We start from the raw sequence: 18709 nt of genomic DNA on the forward strand, positions 1-18709 counted from the left end.
TCAGGGCGTGTAGAGCGCGCCCAGGAATTCCAGCAGCAGCCGCTCCCGCAACGGCGCCGGTGCCGTTGCGAGGAGCGCGTTGATCGGGGCCATCCGGTCCGGCAGTCCCGCGGCGCCGCCCAGACCCGCGGCGGCGAGGAGGCTCGCGAACTGCTCCCACGTCAACGTCGCCGGGTCGAGCGCGGCCACGAACTCCGCCACCGCCGGGTCCACCGTCACCGGGCCCGCCGCGCGGGCCGCGTCCACCGAAGCCGCGAGGTCGGTCAGGAACTCCTTCTCGCTGCCGTGGTTCGCCGCTGTCACCGTCAGGTGCAGGTTCGCCGGCGATCCCGCGAAAGCGAACTGCGGCTGGACGTACCAGCCGCGTGCCTTCATTTCGTCCGCCACCGTGAAGAGGTCGAAGCCGTCGTCGCCGGTGAACGCGATCAGCGTCGACACCGGGTCGCCGAGCACGCGCAGGCCGGGGATCTCGGAGATGCCGGACCGGAGCCGGGAAACCGCTTCCCGCGTGGACGCCGCCAGCGAAAGGTAGCCCTCGGAGCCGAGGTGGCGGGTCACCGCCCACGCCGCCGCGAGGGGGCCGCCCGAGCGGGTGCTCTGGATCGTCGTGTTCAGCATCGTGTACCCGGGCCAGGCCGCGCTCGCGAAGTAGTGCGACCGCCGCAGCTCCGCCGACGCGTGCAGCAGCACCGACGTCCCTTTCGGACAGTAGGCGTACTTGTGCAGGTCCACCGAAATGCTCGTCACGCCGGGGACGCGGAAGTCGAACGGCGGCACATCGGCGCCGAGGCGCGCGAAGTACGGCAATACCCAGCCGCCGATGCACGCGTCGACGTGCATCCGGACGCCCCGGGCCGCAGCGGCGGCCGCGATCGGCTCGATCGGGTCCAGCACGCCGTGCGCGTACGACGGTGCGCTCGCCACCACCAGCACCGTCGAGCCGTCGATCGCCGCGGCCATCGCCGCCGGGTCGGCGCGGAACGTCACCGGGTCGACCGGGACGTCGATCCGCCGCAGCCCGAACAGGTGCGCCGCCTTGTGGAACGCCGCGTGCGCGGTCGTCGGCAGCACGATCGACGGCGACGCGACGTCCGGCCGCGCGTCCCGGGCCGCGAGCACCGCCAGCAGGCAGGACTCCGTGCCACCGGAAGTCACCGAGCCGACGACACCGGGAACGTCGCCGAGCAACGAAGAAGCCGCGGAGACGAGGTCGTTCTCCATGCGGAGCAGGCTCGGGAACGCCGTCGGGTCCAGGCCGTTGGCCGACGACGCCAGCGCGTGCGCCGCCGCGCCGAGGGAGTCCACTTCGGACAGCCCGCTGTCGTAGACGTACGCCAGGGTGCGGCCGCCGTGCGTCGGCAGGTCACCCGCGCGCAGCTCCCGCAGCTGCGCGAGGACGTCCTCAGGCCGGCTCATGGCGCGGCTCCAGGACCTTGCGCCGCAGCAGCGGCAGCGCCAGCGCGATGAGCACGCCCGGGATGACCGACGACCCGATCAGGATCGCCACGATCGCGCTGTGCGGCTGGAAGGCCGTCGCATCCGTGCTGGAGACGTACCCGCCGAACGCGAGGATGAGCGCCCACAGCCCGCCGCCGAAGGCCAAGCCCAGCGTCTCCCCCGCCGTCCACACGCCGGCCGCGATCCCCGCGCGGGTCTCGCCGGTGCGCTCCTCTTCGGCGGTGATCAGGTCCGGCAGGATCGCCAGCGGGAACACCGAGATCCCGGCGTAGCCGACCCCGCACAGCGCCACGAAGACGAACGTGACGACCAGCGGGATCGACTGGGCGAACACCAGCCCCAGCAGGCCGATCGCGAACGCGCCGGTCGCCAGGCGGAAGCCGTTCAGCTTGCCGACGCGGTCGCCCAGGCGCGGCCACAGCGGCATGGTGACCAGCGCCGGGCCGACGAAGATGACGAACAGGATCGTGCCGTAGGCGTCATCGCCGAGGATGCGCTGGGCGAAGAACGGGATCGCGGCGAGCACCGTGCCGATGCCCAGCGCCTGGATGAAGTACGTGCCGAGCAGCCAGCGGAACGGCCGCCAGCCGGCCAGCGTGCTGACGAGCTCCTTCAGGCTCACGGTGTTCGGCCGCAGCGAGCCGACCGGCGCGTCCTTGAGCCCGAAGTACACCAGCAGCGTCGCGGCCAGCACGATCAGCCCGATCACCACGGCCATGATCCGGTAGCCGGCGACGCCTTCGATCGCGGCGGTGATCGCCGGGGCGCCGCCGCCGCAGATCAGGATCGTCACGGCCAGCACGCCGATCCGGACGCTGGTGAGCTTCGTGCGCTCGGTCGCGTCTTCGGTCAGCTCGGCGGGCAGCGCGTTGAACGGCACCTGGAACAGCGCGTACGCCGTGGCGCAGGCGGCGAACAGGATCGCCACGTACAGCGCGTCCGGCAGCGGCCCGCCGAGCCCGGGGTGGGCGAACATCGCCGCGAAGAGGATCGCGACGCCGACGCCGCCGACCAGCAGGAAGCGGCGCCGGCTGCCGGTCTTGATCAGGTCCGCGTCGGACAGCCGGCCGGCGACCGGGTTGAAGAAGAAGTCCCAGGCCTTGGGCACGAACACGATGGCGGCGGCCCAGCCGGCGGGCACCGCCATGGTGTCGGTCAGGTACTTGACCAGGACCAGGCCGGGCACCGTCCCGAAGGACCCGGTGACGAACGAGCCGAGCGAATAGCGGAACCTCGTCCGGCCGGACAGCGTCGCCATGGTCCTCCTCGAGACAGGCGTACCGGGTGCAGGCCATGAGTATTCGATCTCGGCGCGCACCCGGTAGTGGTCGAGGGGAATCGTGCCATCGTCGTGACCAAGGCCACGACAGGGGCCCGCGCTAGCCGAGCGCGCCCGCGATCTTCTCCAGTGCCGCCGCGTCACCGCGCAGGAGCAGCTGCGTCACCACCGTTTCCTCCCACGCCTGCAGCTCGTCGCGGATCTTCGCGGCCGGCCCGATCAGCGACGTGTCCTCCACGAGCGACGTCGGGATCGCCGCGGTCGCCTCGTCCTTGCGGCCGGCCAGGTACAGCTCCTGGACCTTGTCGGCGACGTCCTCGTAGCCGAGGCGGGCGAAGACGTCGTGGTGGAAGTTGACGCTCTTCGCCCCCATCCCGCCGATGTACAGCGCCAGCGACGGCTTGATCCACGAAGCCGCCTCCTCGACGTCGTCGTGCACGATCACCGGGATCGAGCACGGCACCTCGAACGTCTCCAGCGTGTGCCGGGCCCCGGGCCGGGCGAAACCCTCCTCCAGCGCGGCCTTGTAGAAGCCGTTGGACTTCGGCGAGAAGAACAGCGGCAGCCAGCCGTCGCCGATCTCGGCCGACAGGGCGACGTTCTTCGGGCCTTCCGCGGCCAAGTAGATCGGGATCTCCTTGCGCAGCGGGTGCACGGTCGGCTTCAGCGCCTTGCCGAGTCCCGTGCCGCCCTTGAGCGGCAGCTGGTAGTGCTGCCCGTCGAGCGTCACCGGGGCTTCGCGGGCGATCACCTGCCGGACGATGTCCACGTACTCCCGCGTCCGCGCCAGGGGCTTCGGGTACGGCTGCCCGTACCAGCCCTCGACGACCTGCGGGCCGGACGCGCCCAGCCCGAGCACCATCCGGCCGCCGGAGAGGTGGTCGAGCGTCATCGCGCTCATCGCCGTCGCGGTCGGGGTGCGCGCGGACATCTGCACGATGTTCGTGCCGAGCCGGATCCGGCTGGTGGACGCGCCGTACCAGGCCAGCGGCGTGAACGCGTCCGAGCCGTACGCCTCCGCCGTCCACACCGAGTCGAAGCCGAGCTCCTCGGCCTTCACCACGGCCTCCAGCGCGCCCGGGGTCGGGCCGCTGCCCCAGTACCCGACGTGGAATCCCAGCTTCACGAATGCCTCCTAAACGTTCGGCGCGTAGTGCTCCGGCTTGCCCCGCTCGGACAGCGGCGGCAGGTTCCTGGGTGGAGTCTCGACCACCGGCGCGTCCGGAGCCACCTCGCCGCGCACGCGGCGCCAGCCGGCGCGGGCCCGCGGGTGGTAGCGGCGGTCGTGCGGGACGAGCTTGAACCCGGCGTTGATCAGCTTCCCGACCCGGCGGTGCCGGCGCGCGTCCCGCTCGGACCACCGGAAGCCGAGCAGGTCGCGGATCTCGCGGTCGTAGAGCCCGATGGTCAGCCAGCGGAAGTTCTTCGCGACCAGTGCGCTCGCCGGCCGCCACAGCACGTCCGGCAGCCAGGGCAGGAACGGCGGCTTCGCGATTCCCCGCAGGTCGAGGACGTCCCTGGTGGCCTTGTTGTCCTCCAGGACCTCGGCGCACATGTGCTTCCAGTAGCGCTGGAAGTCCTCCCAGCTCCCGGGCACCGGCCGCATGGTCATGCCGTACATCCGCCACCACGTGACGTGCTCGTCGAACAGCCGCCGCTTCTCCGCCTCGCCGATGCCGCCCATGAAGTGGTCGGCGATGAGGATCGTGCTGACGAAGAACGTCGAGTGCGCCCAGTAGTAGGTGTCCGGATCGAGCGCGTGGTACCGGCGGCCCTGCGCGTCGACGCCCTTGATGCGATCGTGGTAGCCGCGGATCTCGAGGGCGGTCGCGTGCGCGCGCGGGCCGTCGTAGACCACCCCGCCGATCGGGTAGAGCGACCGGAACAGCCGCTGCCAGCGCTCCTCGAAGAACCGCGAGTGCTGCTCGACGCCGGCGCCGAGGCCCGGGTGCATGTTCTGCATCGACCCGGCCCACAGCGCGATGAGCAGGCCGCGCCAGTCGCCGAAGTACTTCCACGTCAGCGAGTCGGGGCCCAGCGGTTGGGGGGCGTCCATCGGCGGTCTCCTCGTCGAGTCCAACTGACTACGGCTGTTGTCAGGCTAGGATCTGACAACACACGTAGTCAACCGAGGAGTGAGCATGCCGGGCCGCACGTGGGCGGGCACGACCCTGGACGACCGGAAGGCGCAGCGGCGCGCGCAGCTCGTCTCCGCGGGCCTGGAGCTGCTGGGCACCGAGGGCTCGGCCGGGACGAGCGTGCGCGCGGTGTGCCGGCACGCGAAGCTCACCGAGCGTTACTTCTACGAGAGCTTCACCGACCGCGAAGAGCTGGTCGCCGCCGTCTACGAGCACGTCGGCGAGCAGGCCCGCCAGGCGTTGGTGGACGCGGTCCGGGACGCGCCGACCCCGGTGCTGCGCGCCGAGCACGCCGTCCGCGCGTTCGTCGAGCTGATCGTCGACGACCCCCGCCAGGGCCGAATCCTGCTGCTCGCGCCGCTGACCGACCCGGCGCTCACCCGCCGGGGCCTGCACCTGCTGCCGGTGTTCGCCGCGCTCGTCGGCGAGCAACTGTCCCACGGCGACGAGACCGAACGCCGGATGGTCGCGATCGGGCTGGTGGGCGCGCTGAGCAACGTTTTCATCGCCTACCTCGACGGCTCGCTGAAGGTCTCGCGCGAGCGGCTCGTCGCCCACTGCGTGAAACTCGTGCTCGGCGCCGACGACCACTGACGTCCACCTCCTTGCCGACCTGGTGACAGTCGCGCGGCGGATCGGGCACACTCAACCCATGCGTACCGCTGGGCGGAACGACGGCGCGAGCGGCGACGGTCTCGTCGCGGCCCGGCTCGCCGCGCTCCTGGAAGCCTTCCGGCCGGGCGACGACACGCTCGGCGTCTCCGAGCTGGCCCGCCGGACCGGGCTGGCGAAGACGACCGTGCACCGGCTGGTGGGCCACCTCGCCGGCACCGGCCTCCTCACCCGCGAGGGGGGTGCGGTGCGGCTGGGGCTCCGGCTGTTCGAAATCGGCCAACTGGCCTCGCCCCGCCGTGGGCTGGTCGAAGCGGCCCGGCCGTACCTCGCCGACCTGCGCGAGGCGACCCGCAACACCGTCCACCTCGCGATCCTCGAAGGCACTGAAGTCGTCTACCTCGATGTGCTGCGCGGCCCGGACGCACCGACGCTGCCGTCGCGCATCGGCGGCCGGTTCCCCGCGCACGCCACCGGGGTCGGCAAGGCGATCCTCGCGTTTTCTCCGGAATCCGTGGTGGAGAAGGTGATCGACGCCGGATTGCCCAGGATGAGCCCGAAGACGATCACCGCACCCGGCTTGCTGCGCCGCCAGTTGACGCGCGTTCGCGAAGACGGGATCGCGTTGGAGCGCGAGGAATCCGGCGTCGGCGTCGTCTGCGCGGCGAGCCCGCTGCTCGACGCGCGCGGTGCCGCGGTGGCCGCGGTCTCGATTTCCGGCTGGGCCAACCGGATGCGGACCGAACGGGTCGCCCCGGCCGTCCGGACGGTCGCGCTCGCGTTGACCCGGACACTCTCCGGATCCACTCCGGACAGTCGGAAATAATCTTGCGGGACAACGCTTTTCCGGTCACTGGGCCGACCGGCTGACGTGACCCTCCCGAGCTGGACGGGTGATCGGGAGCGGCTACGATCCGTCCAATGGCCCAGCACAGCCGCGGGATGACGGTCCCCGGCCGCTCCCCCGCGACGCTCTCCGAACCGGTGGCCGCGCACCGGCTGCTGTCGCTCGACATCGTGCTCGCGCTGCTGGCGCTGGCCGGCGGCCTGCGGGTGCTCTACCTCGCCGCGCCGGCCCCGGCCCTGCCCGCCGAAGCCGCGAACGTCGCCCACGCCTACGCGCTCGGGCACTTCACGGCGTTCACCGACGCGGGCGGTGCCGGGGTCAGCCCGTTCGGCTGGTGGCAGCTTTCGGCGTACACGATGCTCCTCGACGCCTTCGGGCGCTCGGCCACGGCGCTCGTGGCGGTCCGCGAAGCGATGCTCGTCGTCGCGGTGCTCGGCGCCCTGCTGCTGTGGGTGCTGGCCCGGCGGCTCGGCCTGACGCGGTGGGCGGCGGCGGCCGCGGTGCTGCTGCTCGCGGTGTCCCCGCTGGCGCTCGGCCTGCAGCGGCTGGTCGTCGTCGAACACCTGGCGGCGGTGTGGGCGCTGGGGGCGCTGGTGCTGCTCACCCGGCCCGGCGCCCGGATCCGGCACGACGTCTCCGCCGCGGTCTGCCTGCTGGCGGCCGTGCTCACCTCGCCGCTGGCGCTGGTCTTCCTGCCCGCGGCCGGCTGGCTGCTGGTGCGGCGCGCACCTGTGCGCGCCGCGCTCGTGGCGGTATTGCTCAACCTCGGGCTCGGCATCGCGTTCGGCCCGGCGGCGGGAACCCTGCGGCCGCACCTCGCGGCCGCGGGCCATCCCTCGGTCGCCGACTGGGTCGCGCTCGACCCGTCCTGGGCGGTGCTGTCGACCGTCGCCCTCGTGGCCGCCCTGGCCGTGTCGTCCCTGCGGCCGTTCGCGGTGTCCGGCCTGCTGCTCGTCGCCACCCTGCTCGTCCCCGGGGTTCCGGACACCGCCGTGCTGGCCCTGCTGGTACCGGTGACGCCGCTGCTGCTGGCCGGTGTCGTCCAGGCCGTGACCCGGCAGCGTTTCCCGGCCCACCGGTGGGAAGCGCGGCGCGGAACCGGCGTCGCGCTCGCGGCGGTCGTGCTGGTCGCGACGACCGCCGTCGGCTGGGGGTACGGCTACCCCGCCCTGACGCCCGCCGCCGACCGGACCGGCCCGCTCGCGCAGGCGCGGGACTGGTTGCGGGTCAACGCTTCCGGCGCCCGCGTGCTGGTCGGCGACGCCGCCTGGGCCGAGCTCGCGAAGGCGGGCTGGCCGACCGGCATGCTCGTCGCCTCCTCGGCCTGCACCGTCACCTGCCCGCCCGCCGAGTGGGCGGTCTTCACCGCCGGCGAGACCGGTCTCCGGCACCGGTACCCGGACATCGGCGCCGCGTTCGAGACGGCCGCCGCGACCGCGGTGTTCGGCACCGGCGACGACCGCGTCACCGTCTCGCGCCTCGGGCTCCCGCCCGCCGACCCGGCCGCGCCGTCCGAGGCCTCGGCCCGTGCCCACGCGGGCGAGGCGCTGCAGGCGTCGACCCGGATCACATTCACCTCCGACGCCGCCGGCCCGCTGCGCGCGGGCCACGTCGACCCCCGGCTGATCGCGACGCTCGCCGCGCTCGCGGCCCTGCAGCCGGTTCAGGTCGCGGCGTTCCCCGAGGTCCCCGGCGAAGACCCCGCCGGGCAACCCCGCCGCCGGGTGCTGCTCACCGGCGGCGAAGACGGCGCGGCCGCGTTCTACACCGGCCAGCGCGACCTGTTCCGCCCTTCGTCGGTCACCCGAACCGGCGGCGGCGTGCTCGTCACCTACCCGCTGTTCGCACCCCCGGGACTGCTCGTCCCGTTCTCCTCCCCCTGACCGGCGAAAGAGGCCCACCGATGCGCACTCTCCCCCAGCTCCTGCTCAGACCCGGCGGGCTGACCGCCGCAGCCCTCCTGCTCGTCGCGCTGACGCCGGTCACGGCCGAGGCGGCGACCGCCCCCGGCCCGGGCGTCGGCTGGATCCGGGTCGGTCACCTCTCCCCCAAGGTCCCGCCGGTGGACATCTACTTCGCGCCGTTCGGCCAGGCCGAGAAGGCCGTCATCCGCAAGGCGGGCTACGGCGCCGTCACGCCGTACTCCTCACTCGACCCCGGCAAGTACACGCTGTCGATGCGGCCCGCCGACGCCGCGTCCAGCACCCCGCCCGCCCTGTCGGCGACGATCGAGATCGCCGAACGGTCCGCCTACTCGCTGCTGGTCTTCGCGAACGGCCCGGGCGACACGCTCAAGGGCACGCTGGTCACCGACGACCTCACCGCACCCGCCGCCGGCAAGGGCCGGCTCCGGATCGTCGAAGGGTCGGCCGCGATCGCGCCGGTCTCCGTGGACGGCCCGGGCGTCCTGCTCGCCAAGGACGCGCCCTACGGCTTCACCTCGCCCTACGTCGACGTGGCGGAGGGACGCTGGCCACTGCAGCTGCGGGCCGGCTCGGTGCAGTCCGCTCCCGAAGTCGACGTCAAGGCCGGGAGTTCGACGACCGTCCTGGTCCTCGAGAACAACGGCGTGCTGAAGGCGAACCCGATCTCCGACGGCGCTTCGCTGCCCGAGCCGCCGAAGCTGGGCGTCGAGACCGGTGGCGGAGGCACGGCGTCGCCGTCCGGACCGCCGCTGTGGCCGGCCTTCGCGGCGGTCGCGCTGCTGGCCGCGCTCGTCGTGGGACGCCGGGCGGCTCGTGCGCGCTGACGTCGGAGCCCTGCTCGTCGCCGCCCTGGTCGTGGCGGGCTGTGCCCCGGCACCGCCGCCCGCGGCACCGTCGGCGGTGGCACCGTCGGCGGTGGCACCGTCGGCGGTGGCAGCGACGACCGAGACGGCGACCGGGCCGAAGCCGCTGCCCACGGCGGCCGAGGTCCGCCCGGTGCGGTTGCGGATCCCGGCGATCGCCGTCGACGCGCCCGCGCTCGTCCCGCTCGGGCTGGGCGCCGACCACCAGCTCGAAGCACCGGCGCGCTTCGAAGACGTCGGGTGGTACGCCGCCGGTCCGGTGCCGGGAGACCCCGGGCCGGCGGTGATCGCCGCCCACGTCGACTCCCGGTCCGGCCCGGCGCCGTTCTTCCGGCTGCGCGACCTGCGGGACGGCGACGAGGTGTTCGTCGGGCGTTCGGACGGCCAGGAGACCCGGTTCGTCGTGGACACCGTCCAGCGCTACCCGAAGAACGCGTTCCCGACCGACGCCGTCTACGGGCCCGCGCCGGGCAGCGCGCTGCGGCTCATCACCTGCGGCGGCAGCTTCGACGCGGCGAAACGGTCCTACCGCGACAACATCGTCGTCTACGCGTCGACCCGCTGGGGTTAGTACTCCTTCAGCAGCCCGCGCCGGGCCAGCTCGGGCCGGACGCCGTCGCCGAACCAGTACGCCTCCTCCAGGTGCGGGTAGCCCGACAGCACGAACTCGCTCACGCCGACGCTGTGGTACTCCTCGATCAGGTCCGCGACCTCCTCGTGGCTGCCGACGAGCGCGGTGCCCGCGCCACCGCGGACCAGGCCGACGCCCGCCCACAGGTTCGGGTGGATCTCCAGCCCGCGCACGCCGCCGTCGGTCCGGCCGCCGTGCAGCGCGACCATCCGCTGCTGCCCGACCGACTCGCTCGCGGCCAGCTGGGCCTGCGCCTTCGCGACCTGGTCCGGGCTCAGCGCGTCCAGCAGCTTCTGCGCCTCCGCCCACGCCTCGGCCGACGTGTCGCGGGAGATCGTGTGCAGCCGCACTCCGAACCGGATCGGCCGGTCCCCGGCCAGCTCGCGGACCTTGCCGATCTTCTCGGCGACCTGCGCCGGCGGCTCGCCCCAGGTCAGGTAGACGTCGGCGTGCCGCGCCGCGACCGGCAGCGCCGCGGGCGACGACCCGCCGAAGTAGATCGGCGGCACCGGGTCCGGCGCGGCCAGCGTCGTCGCGCCTTCGACACGCAGGTGCTCGCCTTCGAAGGTGAACGGCTGCCCGGACCAGACCCCGCGCACGATCGTCAGGAACTCGTCGGTGCGCGCGTACCGGCCGTCGTGGTCGTGCCAGTCGCCGAAGCGCCGCTGTTCGACCGCGTCGCCGCCGGTGACGATGTTGAGCAGCACCCGCCCCTCCGACAGCCGCTGGAAGGTGCCGGCCATCTGCGCGGCGAGCGTCGGCGAAATCACGCCGGGGCGGAACGCGACCAGGAACTTCAGCCGGGTCGTCTCGCGGATCAGCGCGGCCGTGGTCAGCCACGCGTCCTCGCACCACGTGCCGGTCGGGGTGAGGACGCCTTCGAAGCCCTGCCGCTCGGCGGCTCGGGCGACCTGGGCCAGGTAGTCCAGGTCGGGCTGGCGCTGCGCCGACGGGCCGGCGGACCGGTTGGCGTGGAAGCGTTCCACGATCGTGCGGCCGTCGCCGCTGGTGGGCAGGAACCAGTGCAGCGTGATGGTCATCCGTTGCTCCTCGCCTGGTCCAGGTCGGGGGCGAACCGCCGGTCGGCGAACGCGGCGAAGTCCACCTTGCCCGGCAGAGTCTTCTCTTCGGTGAAGGCGTCCGCGAGCTGTTGTTCGGACGCGATCACCGAGTCGTCCAGCGCGATCGGCCGGTCGCGGCCCGCGTCGACGGCCTTCTGCGCGACTTCGAGCTTCAGCCCGGTCTCCTTCGCCCAGGCCCGCGCCCAGTCCGGCCGGTGCGTGTCGGCCCACTTCTGCGCCTTGACGACCCGGACGGCGAAGTCCCGCAGCGCGGAGTTCTTGCCGGGATCGGCCAGCGCGGCGGTGCCCGCGGTCAGGAAGCCGAGCCCGTTCGAGGCGCCCCGGCCGTCGGCCAGCACTTTGGCGTGCGCTTCGAGCTGCGCCTGCGCGGTGTAGGGGTCCCAGATCGCCCAGGCGTCGATCGTGTGCTGGGTGAAGGCCGCGTAGGCCTCGGACGGCTGCAGGAAGCTCAGTTTGACGTCCTTCGTGGACAGCCCGTTGTTGTGCAAGGTGTTCAGCAGCTGGCCGTGAGCCGAGGAGCCCTTGGCGACGCCGATCGTCTTGCCCTTCAGCGCGGCGACGTCCGGCAGCGTCGAATCGGGCGGGACGAGGATGGCCTCCCGCTCGACGTTGCTGCGTGCCACGCTGATCACCTTGATCTTGGCCTTCGCCGCGGCCGCGAAGATCGGCGGGGTGTTGCCGACCCGGCCGACGTCGATCGCGCCGGCCGACGCGGCTTCGAGCAGCGGCGGGCCGGAGGTGAACGTCGACCATTCGATCTTGTACGGCGTGCCGTCGAGCAGGCCGGCCGCGGTCAGCAGCGACTTGACGCCGCCCTTCTGGTCGCCGACCTTGAGCGTCACCTTGGCCAGGTCCGCCGCGCTCACCGGGCCCGGCACCGCCGCCTGATCGGTGCCGGTCGCCGAGCCGCAGCCGGCCAGCGCCAGCGCCGCCGCGACGACCGCGATTCCCTTACGCCACTGCATCTTCGATCACTCCCAGGTCGGCCAGCACGCGCCGGCGGAGGTCGTCGTGGCCGGCTTCGCGCGGCCGGTGCTCGGCGACGATCCGGCCGCCGTCGAGCACCAGGACCCGGCCGGCGAGCCGGAGGGCCTCGTCGACGTCGTGGGTCACCAGCAGCACGCCCGGCTGGTGCCGCCGCCACAGGTCCACGACCAGGCCGTGCATCGCGATCCGCGTCAACGCGTCGAGGGCGCCGAACGGCTCGTCGAGCAGCAGCAGGCCGGGTTCACGGACCAGGGCGCGGGCCAGCGAGACGCGCTGCGCCTCGCCGCCGGACAGCGTCAGCGGCCAGTCGTCGGCGTGCTCGGTCAGGTGCACCTCGGCCAGGGCCTTCTCGGCCAGCGCGCGGTTGCGGGCCTTCGAGACGCCGTCCTGGCGCAGGCCGAGGACGACGTTGCGCCAGACCTTCCGCCACGGCAGCAGCCGCGGCTGCTGGAAGGCGACCGAGACGGTCCCGGCCACGGTCGCCTGGCCGGCCACGTCGTCGTCGAGGCCCGCGAGGACCCGCAGGAGCGTCGACTTGCCGGAGCCGCTGCGGCCCAGCAGCGCGACGAACTCGCCGCGCTCGACCGTCAGGTCCAGTCCACTGAGGACGGTCCGGTCGCCGAACTTCTTCGTGAGGTCGCGGACTTCCGCTACCGGGTTCGCCACCGCAGCACCTTCCGTTCGAGCAGCCGGACCAGCGCGTCGGTGACCAGGCCGAGCAGGGCGTACAGGACGAGGCCGACGACCACGACGTCGGTGCGCAGGAACTCGCGCGCGTTGTTGATGAGGTAGCCGACGCCGGCGTCGGCGTTGACCGTCTCGCCGACGATCAGCGCCAGCCAGGCGATGCCGAGCGACTGCCGGAGCCCGACCAGGGCCTGCGGGAGCGCGCCGGGGATCACGACGTGCCAGAGCCGTTCCGCGCGGCTGAATCCCAATGCGCGGGACGCTTCGACGAGGTTCGGGTCGGCGCTGCGGATTCCCGAGTGGACGTTCAGGTAGAGGGGGAACGCCACGCCGAGCGCGACGAGCACGATCTTGGTTTCCTCGCCGATGCCGAACCACAGGATGAACAGCGGGATCAGGCCGAGGAACGGCAGCGTGCGCAGCATCTGCACCGGCGGGTCGACCAGCACCTCGCCCCAGCGGGACAGCCCGGACACGATGCCCAGCACCACCCCGACGACGGCGCCGATCGCGAACCCGGCGCCGACGCGCCCGAGCGACACGGCGAAAGCGTTGCCGAGTTCGCCGGTACGCGCGACTTCGACGCCGGCCTGCACGACCGTCCACGGTGAACTGAGCTTGTCGGGTGGCAGCACGCCGGTGGCACTGGCGATCTGCCAGGCGGCGATGAGCACCACCGGGCTGATCCAGCGCCGCAGGTCGGGCCGGCGCGCTGTCCTGCGCGGCGGCCCGTCGGCGCGTTTCCGGGCGCGCGCGAGCACGCCCGTGGTGGAAATCGACACGGATTTCTCCCGGGGACGGGGATGTTCGGGACCTGTGTGGTCCCGACCATCGGGTCCCGGGCAGGCGAAGTCAATCGGTGCCCAGTCCGTGAAACAGCGGGGTTTCAGCCCGTGGAACGGCTTGCTCAGCCGCCGAACATGACCTTCCATTCGTCGAGCGACCGAGGCCGGTAGACGAAGTTGCTGCGCTTGACGTCCGACAGCGCGGCCGACGGCTCGGCCGAGTACTGGTGGCCGGGGTAGACGACGGGATCGCCGGGCAGCCCGGCGAGGGCCTGGAGGCTGCGGTAGATCTCCTCGGCGTCCCCGCCGGGGAAGTCGGTGCGGCCGCAGCCTTCGAGGAAGAGCGTGTCGCCGGAGACGAGCTTGTCCTCGACGAGGAAGCACTGGCTGCCGGGCGTGTGGCCGGGCGTGTGCAGCATCCGGATGGGAACGGACCCGACCTCGAGGACGTCGTCGTGGTCGTGGGCGCGCAGATCGGTGTGCTCGACCCCGGTCACGCGGCGCACCCACTCGGTCTCGGCCCCGTTGACGTGGATCGGCACCGGTTGGATGGCCAGCAGTTCGGCGATGCCGGGCAGGTCGAAGCCGAGCATCTCGCCACCGACGTGATCGGGGTGGTGGTGCGTGGCGAGCACCCCGGTGAGCCGCATGCCATCGGTTTCCAGGACCGAGAGCAGATCCTGCACGGCATAGGCGGGGTCGACGATGACCGCTTCCCGGGTGTCCCGGTCCCCGATGAGGTAGGCGAAGTTCACCATCTGCGTCGCGACCGGGTCGCCGACGGCGAAGTCCCGCCCGGCGAGCAGCTGCCGGAAGTAGAGCCGATCTGCCATGGCCCCACCCTACGGGTCAGCTTTCCGGCGGCGTCAGCACGATCCGCCCGAACACCTCGCCGTCCTGCATCTTCCGGTGCGCCGCCGCTGCGTCCGCCAGGGGCAGTACCTCGTGGACCACCGACGTCAGCTCGCCGCGGGTTGCCGCCGCGAAGAGGTCGGTGGCCACCTCGCGGCGGGCGGTCCACGGGATCGTGTCCGCGCTGAACGTCGCGAACGACAGCGACCTGCGGAACTCGGTGAGCAGTTCCTTGCCGAAGTCCGCCGGCGGCATCCCGGCGATCACGCCGACCGCCACCATCCGGCCGTTCGGCTTCAGCTTGGCGAAGAAGCCGGGCAGCTCCGGGCCCGCGACGACGTCGATGATGACGTCGTAGGTGTCCGCGCCGTCGGCCGCGCGGTTCAGCACCTGCGTCGCGCCGAGTTCGCGCAGCCGCTGCCCGCGCTCCGGGGACGACGTCGTGACCGCGATCGCGCCGGCTCCGGCCGCGAGCTGGACCGCCATGATCCCGATCCCGCCCGCGGCGCCGCGGAGCAGCACCGACTCACCCGGGGCGAAGTGGGCGTGGCGCAGGGCGAAGTGGGCCACGAAACCGGAGCTGCCGAGCGTCACCGCGTCGACGGGCGACAGACCTTCCGGCAGGGGAACGAGCGTCTCCGCCGGGGCGACGGCTTGCTCGGCGTAGCCGCCGCCGGTACCGGCGAATGCCCACACGCGCCGGCCGAGCCACGAGGGGTCGACGCCGTCGCCGGCCGCCGTCACGGTGCCCGCGATTTCGCCGCCGAGGACGTGCCCCGGCTTGAACCCGTACGCGGCGACGGCACCGCTGAGGATCACGGCGTCGACCCCGCCGACGCCGATCGCCTCCGTCGCGACCAGCACCTGGCCGGGGCCCGGTTCGGGGTCGGGGAGGTCGATGACCGCGAGCCCTTCGGGGCCGCCGAACGCTTGTACCGCAACTGCTTTCATGCGGCCGACGGTAGTGGACGCCGGCGTCCACTTGGCTAAACTGAGAGCGTGGTCGATCTTTTGCCTCACAAGCTGCGGTCCGACGCCCGTGACAACCGCGAACGCATCCTCGAAGCGGCTCGCGCGGTGTTCGCCGCCGACGGCCTGGACGTGCCGATGCGCGAAATCGCCCGGCGCGCCGGCGTCGGGCCGGCGACGCTGTACCGCCGCTTCCCGACCAAGGAGCTGCTGGTCACCGCGGCGTTCACCGACCAGATGCGGGCGTGCTACACGATCGTCGACGAAGGGCTCGCCGACCCCGACCCGTGGCACGGCTTCGCCCTGGTCGTGGAAAAGCTCTGCGAACTGCAGGCGCGCGACCGGGGTTTCACCGCGGCGTTCACCGCGGCCTTCCCCCACGCGATCGACTTCACCGCGGACCGCGAGCGGGCGTTGCGCTCCATCGCCGAGCTGATCGGCCGCGGCCAGGAGGCCGGCCAAGTGCGTTCCGACGTCGGTCTCGACGACGTGGTCCTGATCCTGATGGCCAACGGCGGCATCCGGGCCGCGTCACCGGCCGCCCGCGTCGCCGCTTCCCGGCGCTTCGCCGCACTTGCGTTGCGTGGCTTCCGGGCTTGACCACTGGTGCGCGGCTCCCTGGTGCAGGGCCGCGTAGGCGCGATCTCGCAGGACGTTCGCCTCGGCGTCCGACAGCGTCCGGCCGAGGGGCCGGAGCACCAGCCGGACCAGGAGGTTCTTCTGGTTTTCGGCCGCACCCAGGCGCGCCAGGGCCTGCGGCGGGAGCTGCGCGCACGGCGTCTCCTGGCGGATCTCGACCGACTCGACGAGGTCCGAATCGCCGCCGAGGGCGGTGCGGACGCGGTCGCCGAGGTCCTCGGCGCGATCGTCCGCGGCGACGGCGATCGAGAGGTCCCGGCGAACCGGCGGCAGCGCGGACACCGGACGGTAGGGCGCGAGATCGGCGAGCTGCGCGGCGACGGCGGGGTCGGCCGAGCGCAGCAGGCGGATGTCGGGGATGCCCTTGAGCACCATGAGCATCCGGTCGAGGCCCATCCCCAGGGCGAGGCCGGACCAGCCGTCGCCGAGCCCGGCCCGCGCGAGGACGGCCGGGTGGGCCAGCCCGCATTCCGCGATCTCGATCCACTCGCCGTGGTGTTCGACGTCGAGCTGGGAACCGTCCACTGTGTACGGATGACGGCGGGGTTCGAGCCGCCATCGCCGTCCCGGCAGGAGGGTTTCGACGAGGGAGGTCACGAGCTGCTCGAGGTGGGTTCGGGTGCCGGCGCCGCGGGCGATCCGCCAGAGGTCGAGCTGGTGCGGGGTGCCGCTGTGGAGGCGGTCGATGGAGTCGCGCCGGTAGACGACGCCGGGGCAGACGAGCAGGACGTCATCGGCGGGGCGAGCTTTGAGCGCCCGGAGCGCCGCGGGGATCATCGCGCTGGAGTGGCTGCGCAGGACGTGGTCGGCGTCGACGTAGCGGGTGTAGCGCGCGTCGCGGGTGACGTCGGCGGGGTCGTAGCCGAGGTGGTCGTAGTTGTCGGCGACGGTGACGATCCGGGCCCCGGGCCACCGCCGGACGTCGGTGCCCGGGCCCGCGACGGCGGAGACGGCCTTGTCGACGACGAGCTGGATGGCGTGCGGGCCGGCCGCGGGATCGGTCAGATCGCGGACGGCGAGGTCGCGGGTGAGCTGGGCGGGCGTGAGGGGTTCGGGCATGACGGAGCCTCCTGGGTGAGCGGGACGGGTGAGCGGAAGCGCTCCCCCTGGCCCGGACACTCGGCGAGGTTCACCGCGGCGCGGCTCGGGCAGAGTCGACGACGGGCGTGACACCGGAACCCCGCTGGTGCCTGTGAAGGGCCAGGGGGCCGGTAAATCGGCGGTGTTCCGCGACGACGGCCACGAATCCAGGCTAGCCGGACATGTCACGCGATTTTCCCGCCGAAACCGCGCCCACGGCACGCACCGCGGCGGCGGCGGTGGTGGCGGCGGCTGCGGCTGCGGCTGCGGCGGCGGCTGTCCACACCAGACACGGCAAGCCCCGCATCGGGCCACACTGGCCCCTCGCAGGCCGCCTTCCCGGAACCCCGGCCGCGACCCCGGCCCCGGCCCCGGCCCTGGCCCTGGCCCTGGCCCTGGCCCTGGCCCTGGCCCTCGCCCAATTCACCCCTACTCACCCACCTCCCCATCAGCCAGCTCCCGAAGCAAATCCAAATGCCCCACATGCCGCGCAGTCTCCTGAACGACATGCGCGACCACCCACCGCACGGTGAACTCCCCACGCCGCCGCGTCCGGTCGTCCGGCCCCAACCGCCGCAACGACTTCTCCGCCCGCCCCCACTCCGCCTTGTAAGCCGCCACCACGGAAGCCGGCGTGTCCTCCGGCGCCAGATCCCAGCTGGGATCCGGCGAACCCGCCCACAACGAAGGCAGATCCGCGCCCCCGGCCTCGATCGACAACCACCACCGCTCCACGGCCGTCAAGTGCTTCACCACCCCCAGCGCACTCAACCGCGGCGACGAAGGCAGCGGCGTGGCCACCGCCAGCGACACCGGCAACCCCGCCAGCTTGTTCACCGCCGTCGCGCGGAGGAACTGCAGGAAGTCCAGCTGAAGGCGCAGCTCGTCGGAAGCCAGCCGGGCCGGCCATGACCGCTGCGTCTTCGAACTCGTGTTCGACATGACCGCAACGTACCCCACCGCACCGACAAAATAGAGTGATCACCATGTGGTGGGGACTGCTCTGCGCGCTCGGCGCGGCGATCGCGTACGGCGTGGCTTCGGTGATGCAGTCGGTCGCCGCCAAGGCGACGGACACCGGCAAGGAAGGCGTCGACCCGAAGCTCCTGGTCCGCGTCCTGAAGCAGTGGAAGTTCGTGCTCGGCCTGTCCCTCGACGTCCTCGGGTTCGTCGCGCAGATCGCCGCCCTGCACGTCCTTCCGCTCTTCGTCGTGCAGGCCGCCCTCGCCGCCAGTCTCGCCGTCACCGCCGTCGCCGCGCGGTTCCTCGGCGTGCGGCTCGGGACCAAGGAGTGGGTGGCCGTCGCCGTCGTGTGCGCCGGGCTCGGGCTGCTCGGCGCCGCCGCCGAGAGCGAAGGCTCCGATCCCGTCGGGCTGGGCTTCCGGCTCGCGCTGATCGGTGCCGTCGCCGTGCTGGCCGGCGCTGGGATCGCCGCCGGGAAGGCGAGCCGCCGCGTCCGGACGCCCGCGCTCGGGCTCGTCGCCGGCCTCAGCTTCGGGGTCGTCGCCATTTCCGGCCGGATCATCCCCAGCCTCGCCCCGCTGGACCTGCTCACCGACCCGGCCACCTACACCGTCGCGGTCGCGGGCGGGATGGCGATGCTGTTCTACGCGACGGCCCTGCAACGCGGCAGCGTCACCACGAGCACCGCCATGATGGTGCTCGGCGAGACGATCTTCCCCTCGCTGGTCGGGGTGCTCGTCCTCGGCGACCGGACCCGGCCCGGGTTCGCGGTGATCGCGATCGCCGGGTTCGTCCTCGCCGTGGCCGCCGCGCTCGCACTGGCCCGCTTCGGCGAGCCGGACACAAGTGAGACGAAGCCGACCGTGTTCCCGTAACTTCTTTACTTAGACTAGCCTTACCTATCCCACGACA

19 protein-coding genes are annotated in these 18709 nt (G+C 72.7%); 7 read left to right on the top strand and 12 right to left on the bottom strand.

Annotated features, from left to right (window positions below; translation table 11 throughout):
- From ACERZO_RS15420 to ACERZO_RS15435, 4 genes are all read right to left on the bottom strand, one after another.
- Positions 1-1416 (bottom strand): pyridoxal phosphate-dependent decarboxylase family protein, encoded by a 1416-nt coding sequence (locus tag ACERZO_RS15420; RefSeq protein ID WP_372665311.1) that lies wholly within the window; start codon positions 1414-1416, stop codon positions 1-3.
- Positions 1403-2716, bottom strand: coding sequence for an MFS transporter (locus tag ACERZO_RS15425; protein ID WP_372665312.1), 1314 nt, complete (start codon positions 2714-2716; stop codon positions 1403-1405). Before ACERZO_RS15425 ends, ACERZO_RS15420 begins: the two co-directional genes overlap by 14 nt.
- Positions 2717-2837: 121 nt before the next feature.
- Positions 2838-3863, bottom strand: a complete 1026-nt coding sequence (locus ACERZO_RS15430; RefSeq protein ID WP_372665313.1) for an LLM class F420-dependent oxidoreductase — start codon at positions 3861-3863, stop codon at positions 2838-2840.
- A gap of 9 nt (positions 3864-3872) precedes the next feature.
- Complete coding sequence (locus ACERZO_RS15435; protein ID WP_372665314.1) at positions 3873-4793, bottom strand: oxygenase MpaB family protein; 921 nt, start codon at positions 4791-4793, stop codon at positions 3873-3875.
- An 85-nt stretch (positions 4794-4878) separates the two neighbouring features.
- Between ACERZO_RS15435 and ACERZO_RS15440 the strand changes: the two genes are divergently transcribed.
- From ACERZO_RS15440 to ACERZO_RS15460, 5 genes are all read left to right on the top strand, one after another.
- Positions 4879-5469 carry a TetR/AcrR family transcriptional regulator gene (locus ACERZO_RS15440; RefSeq protein WP_372665315.1) on the top strand — a complete coding sequence of 197 codons (591 nt, stop codon included), beginning with the start codon at positions 4879-4881 and terminating at the stop codon, positions 5467-5469.
- 58 nt (positions 5470-5527) lie between these two features.
- Positions 5528-6313, top strand: coding sequence for an IclR family transcriptional regulator (locus tag ACERZO_RS15445; protein WP_372665316.1), 786 nt, complete (start codon positions 5528-5530; stop codon positions 6311-6313).
- A 95-nt stretch (positions 6314-6408) separates the two neighbouring features.
- The gene (locus tag ACERZO_RS15450; protein WP_372665317.1) at positions 6409-8217 is read left to right on the top strand and encodes a glycosyl transferase; all 1809 of its coding nucleotides are present in this window, start codon (positions 6409-6411) and stop codon (positions 8215-8217) included.
- A gap of 20 nt (positions 8218-8237) precedes the next feature.
- Positions 8238-9083 carry a DUF4397 domain-containing protein gene (locus tag ACERZO_RS15455; protein ID WP_372665318.1) on the top strand — a complete coding sequence of 282 codons (846 nt, stop codon included), beginning with the start codon at positions 8238-8240 and terminating at the stop codon, positions 9081-9083.
- A complete protein-coding gene (locus ACERZO_RS15460; RefSeq protein WP_372665319.1) occupies positions 9073-9693 on the top strand; it encodes a class F sortase in 621 nt (206 codons plus the stop codon). The genes ACERZO_RS15455 and ACERZO_RS15460 overlap by 11 nt, the downstream gene beginning before the upstream one ends.
- Here ACERZO_RS15460 and ACERZO_RS15465 read toward each other — a convergent pair.
- The 6 genes from ACERZO_RS15465 to ACERZO_RS15490 form a co-directional block, all read right to left on the bottom strand.
- Positions 9690-10793, bottom strand: a complete 1104-nt coding sequence (locus ACERZO_RS15465; RefSeq protein ID WP_372665320.1) for an LLM class flavin-dependent oxidoreductase — start codon at positions 10791-10793, stop codon at positions 9690-9692. The genes ACERZO_RS15460 and ACERZO_RS15465 overlap by 4 nt on opposite strands.
- Entirely contained in the window at positions 10790-11800 is a 1011-nt protein-coding gene (locus ACERZO_RS15470; RefSeq protein WP_372665321.1) for an ABC transporter substrate-binding protein, read from the bottom strand. Before ACERZO_RS15470 ends, ACERZO_RS15465 begins: the two co-directional genes overlap by 4 nt.
- The gene (locus tag ACERZO_RS15475) at positions 11787-12488 is read right to left on the bottom strand and encodes an ABC transporter ATP-binding protein (RefSeq protein ID WP_372665322.1); all 702 of its coding nucleotides are present in this window, start codon (positions 12486-12488) and stop codon (positions 11787-11789) included. The genes ACERZO_RS15470 and ACERZO_RS15475 overlap by 14 nt, the downstream gene beginning before the upstream one ends.
- Positions 12473-13291: an ABC transporter permease gene (locus ACERZO_RS15480; RefSeq protein ID WP_372665323.1), complete on the bottom strand. Its 819-nt coding sequence runs from the start codon at positions 13289-13291 to the stop codon at positions 12473-12475. Before ACERZO_RS15480 ends, ACERZO_RS15475 begins: the two co-directional genes overlap by 16 nt.
- A gap of 125 nt (positions 13292-13416) precedes the next feature.
- A complete protein-coding gene (locus ACERZO_RS15485; RefSeq protein ID WP_372665324.1) occupies positions 13417-14127 on the bottom strand; it encodes an MBL fold metallo-hydrolase in 711 nt (236 codons plus the stop codon).
- Between the two features lie 16 nt (positions 14128-14143).
- A complete protein-coding gene (locus ACERZO_RS15490; RefSeq protein WP_372665325.1) occupies positions 14144-15097 on the bottom strand; it encodes a zinc-dependent alcohol dehydrogenase family protein in 954 nt (317 codons plus the stop codon).
- 48 nt (positions 15098-15145) lie between these two features.
- Here ACERZO_RS15490 and ACERZO_RS15495 point away from each other — a divergent pair, with 48 nt between their 5' ends.
- The gene (locus ACERZO_RS15495; RefSeq protein WP_372665326.1) at positions 15146-15715 is read left to right on the top strand and encodes a TetR/AcrR family transcriptional regulator; all 570 of its coding nucleotides are present in this window, start codon (positions 15146-15148) and stop codon (positions 15713-15715) included.
- On the opposite strand, the gene srmL is transcribed toward ACERZO_RS15495, so the two are convergent.
- Both srmL and ACERZO_RS15505 read right to left on the bottom strand, forming a co-directional pair.
- Positions 15647-16813 carry a PheS-related mystery ligase SrmL gene (gene srmL / locus ACERZO_RS15500; RefSeq protein ID WP_372665327.1) on the bottom strand — a complete coding sequence of 389 codons (1167 nt, stop codon included), beginning with the start codon at positions 16811-16813 and terminating at the stop codon, positions 15647-15649. The two genes, ACERZO_RS15495 and srmL, sit on opposite strands and share 69 nt — an antisense overlap.
- A 450-nt stretch (positions 16814-17263) precedes the next feature.
- Complete coding sequence (locus ACERZO_RS15505; protein ID WP_372665328.1) at positions 17264-17776, bottom strand: DinB family protein; 513 nt, start codon at positions 17774-17776, stop codon at positions 17264-17266.
- Between the two features lie 44 nt (positions 17777-17820).
- On the opposite strand from ACERZO_RS15505, the gene ACERZO_RS15510 reads away from it, so the two are divergent.
- Positions 17821-18672, top strand: coding sequence for a hypothetical protein (locus ACERZO_RS15510; RefSeq protein WP_372665329.1), 852 nt, complete (start codon positions 17821-17823; stop codon positions 18670-18672).
- The last annotated feature ends 37 nt before the right edge of the window (positions 18673-18709 follow it).

The sequence above is a fragment of the Amycolatopsis kentuckyensis genome, assembly GCF_041679295.1.
Lineage (GTDB): Bacteria > Actinomycetota > Actinomycetes > Mycobacteriales > Pseudonocardiaceae > Amycolatopsis > Amycolatopsis kentuckyensis_A.

Coding starts and splice junctions, on each gene's coding strand:
- ACERZO_RS15435 (WP_372665314.1), bottom strand. CDS start 4,793: ATGGACGCCCCCCAACCGCTGGGCCCCGACTCGCTGACGTGGAAGTAC.
- ACERZO_RS15450 (WP_372665317.1), top strand. CDS start 6,409: ATGGCCCAGCACAGCCGCGGGATGACGGTCCCCGGCCGCTCCCCCGCG.
- ACERZO_RS15510 (WP_372665329.1), top strand. CDS start 17,821: ATGTGGTGGGGACTGCTCTGCGCGCTCGGCGCGGCGATCGCGTACGGC.
- ACERZO_RS15440 (WP_372665315.1), top strand. CDS start 4,879: ATGCCGGGCCGCACGTGGGCGGGCACGACCCTGGACGACCGGAAGGCG.
- ACERZO_RS15485 (WP_372665324.1), bottom strand. CDS start 14,127: ATGGCAGATCGGCTCTACTTCCGGCAGCTGCTCGCCGGGCGGGACTTC.
- ACERZO_RS15505 (WP_372665328.1), bottom strand. CDS start 17,776: ATGTCGAACACGAGTTCGAAGACGCAGCGGTCATGGCCGGCCCGGCTG.
- ACERZO_RS15455 (WP_372665318.1), top strand. CDS start 8,238: ATGCGCACTCTCCCCCAGCTCCTGCTCAGACCCGGCGGGCTGACCGCC.
- ACERZO_RS15470 (WP_372665321.1), bottom strand. CDS start 11,800: ATGCAGTGGCGTAAGGGAATCGCGGTCGTCGCGGCGGCGCTGGCGCTG.
- ACERZO_RS15425 (WP_372665312.1), bottom strand. CDS start 2,716: ATGGCGACGCTGTCCGGCCGGACGAGGTTCCGCTATTCGCTCGGCTCG.
- ACERZO_RS15490 (WP_372665325.1), bottom strand. CDS start 15,097: ATGAAAGCAGTTGCGGTACAAGCGTTCGGCGGCCCCGAAGGGCTCGCG.
- srmL (WP_372665327.1), bottom strand. CDS start 16,813: ATGCCCGAACCCCTCACGCCCGCCCAGCTCACCCGCGACCTCGCCGTC.
- ACERZO_RS15465 (WP_372665320.1), bottom strand. CDS start 10,793: ATGACCATCACGCTGCACTGGTTCCTGCCCACCAGCGGCGACGGCCGC.
- ACERZO_RS15445 (WP_372665316.1), top strand. CDS start 5,528: ATGCGTACCGCTGGGCGGAACGACGGCGCGAGCGGCGACGGTCTCGTC.
- ACERZO_RS15420 (WP_372665311.1), bottom strand. CDS start 1,416: ATGAGCCGGCCTGAGGACGTCCTCGCGCAGCTGCGGGAGCTGCGCGCG.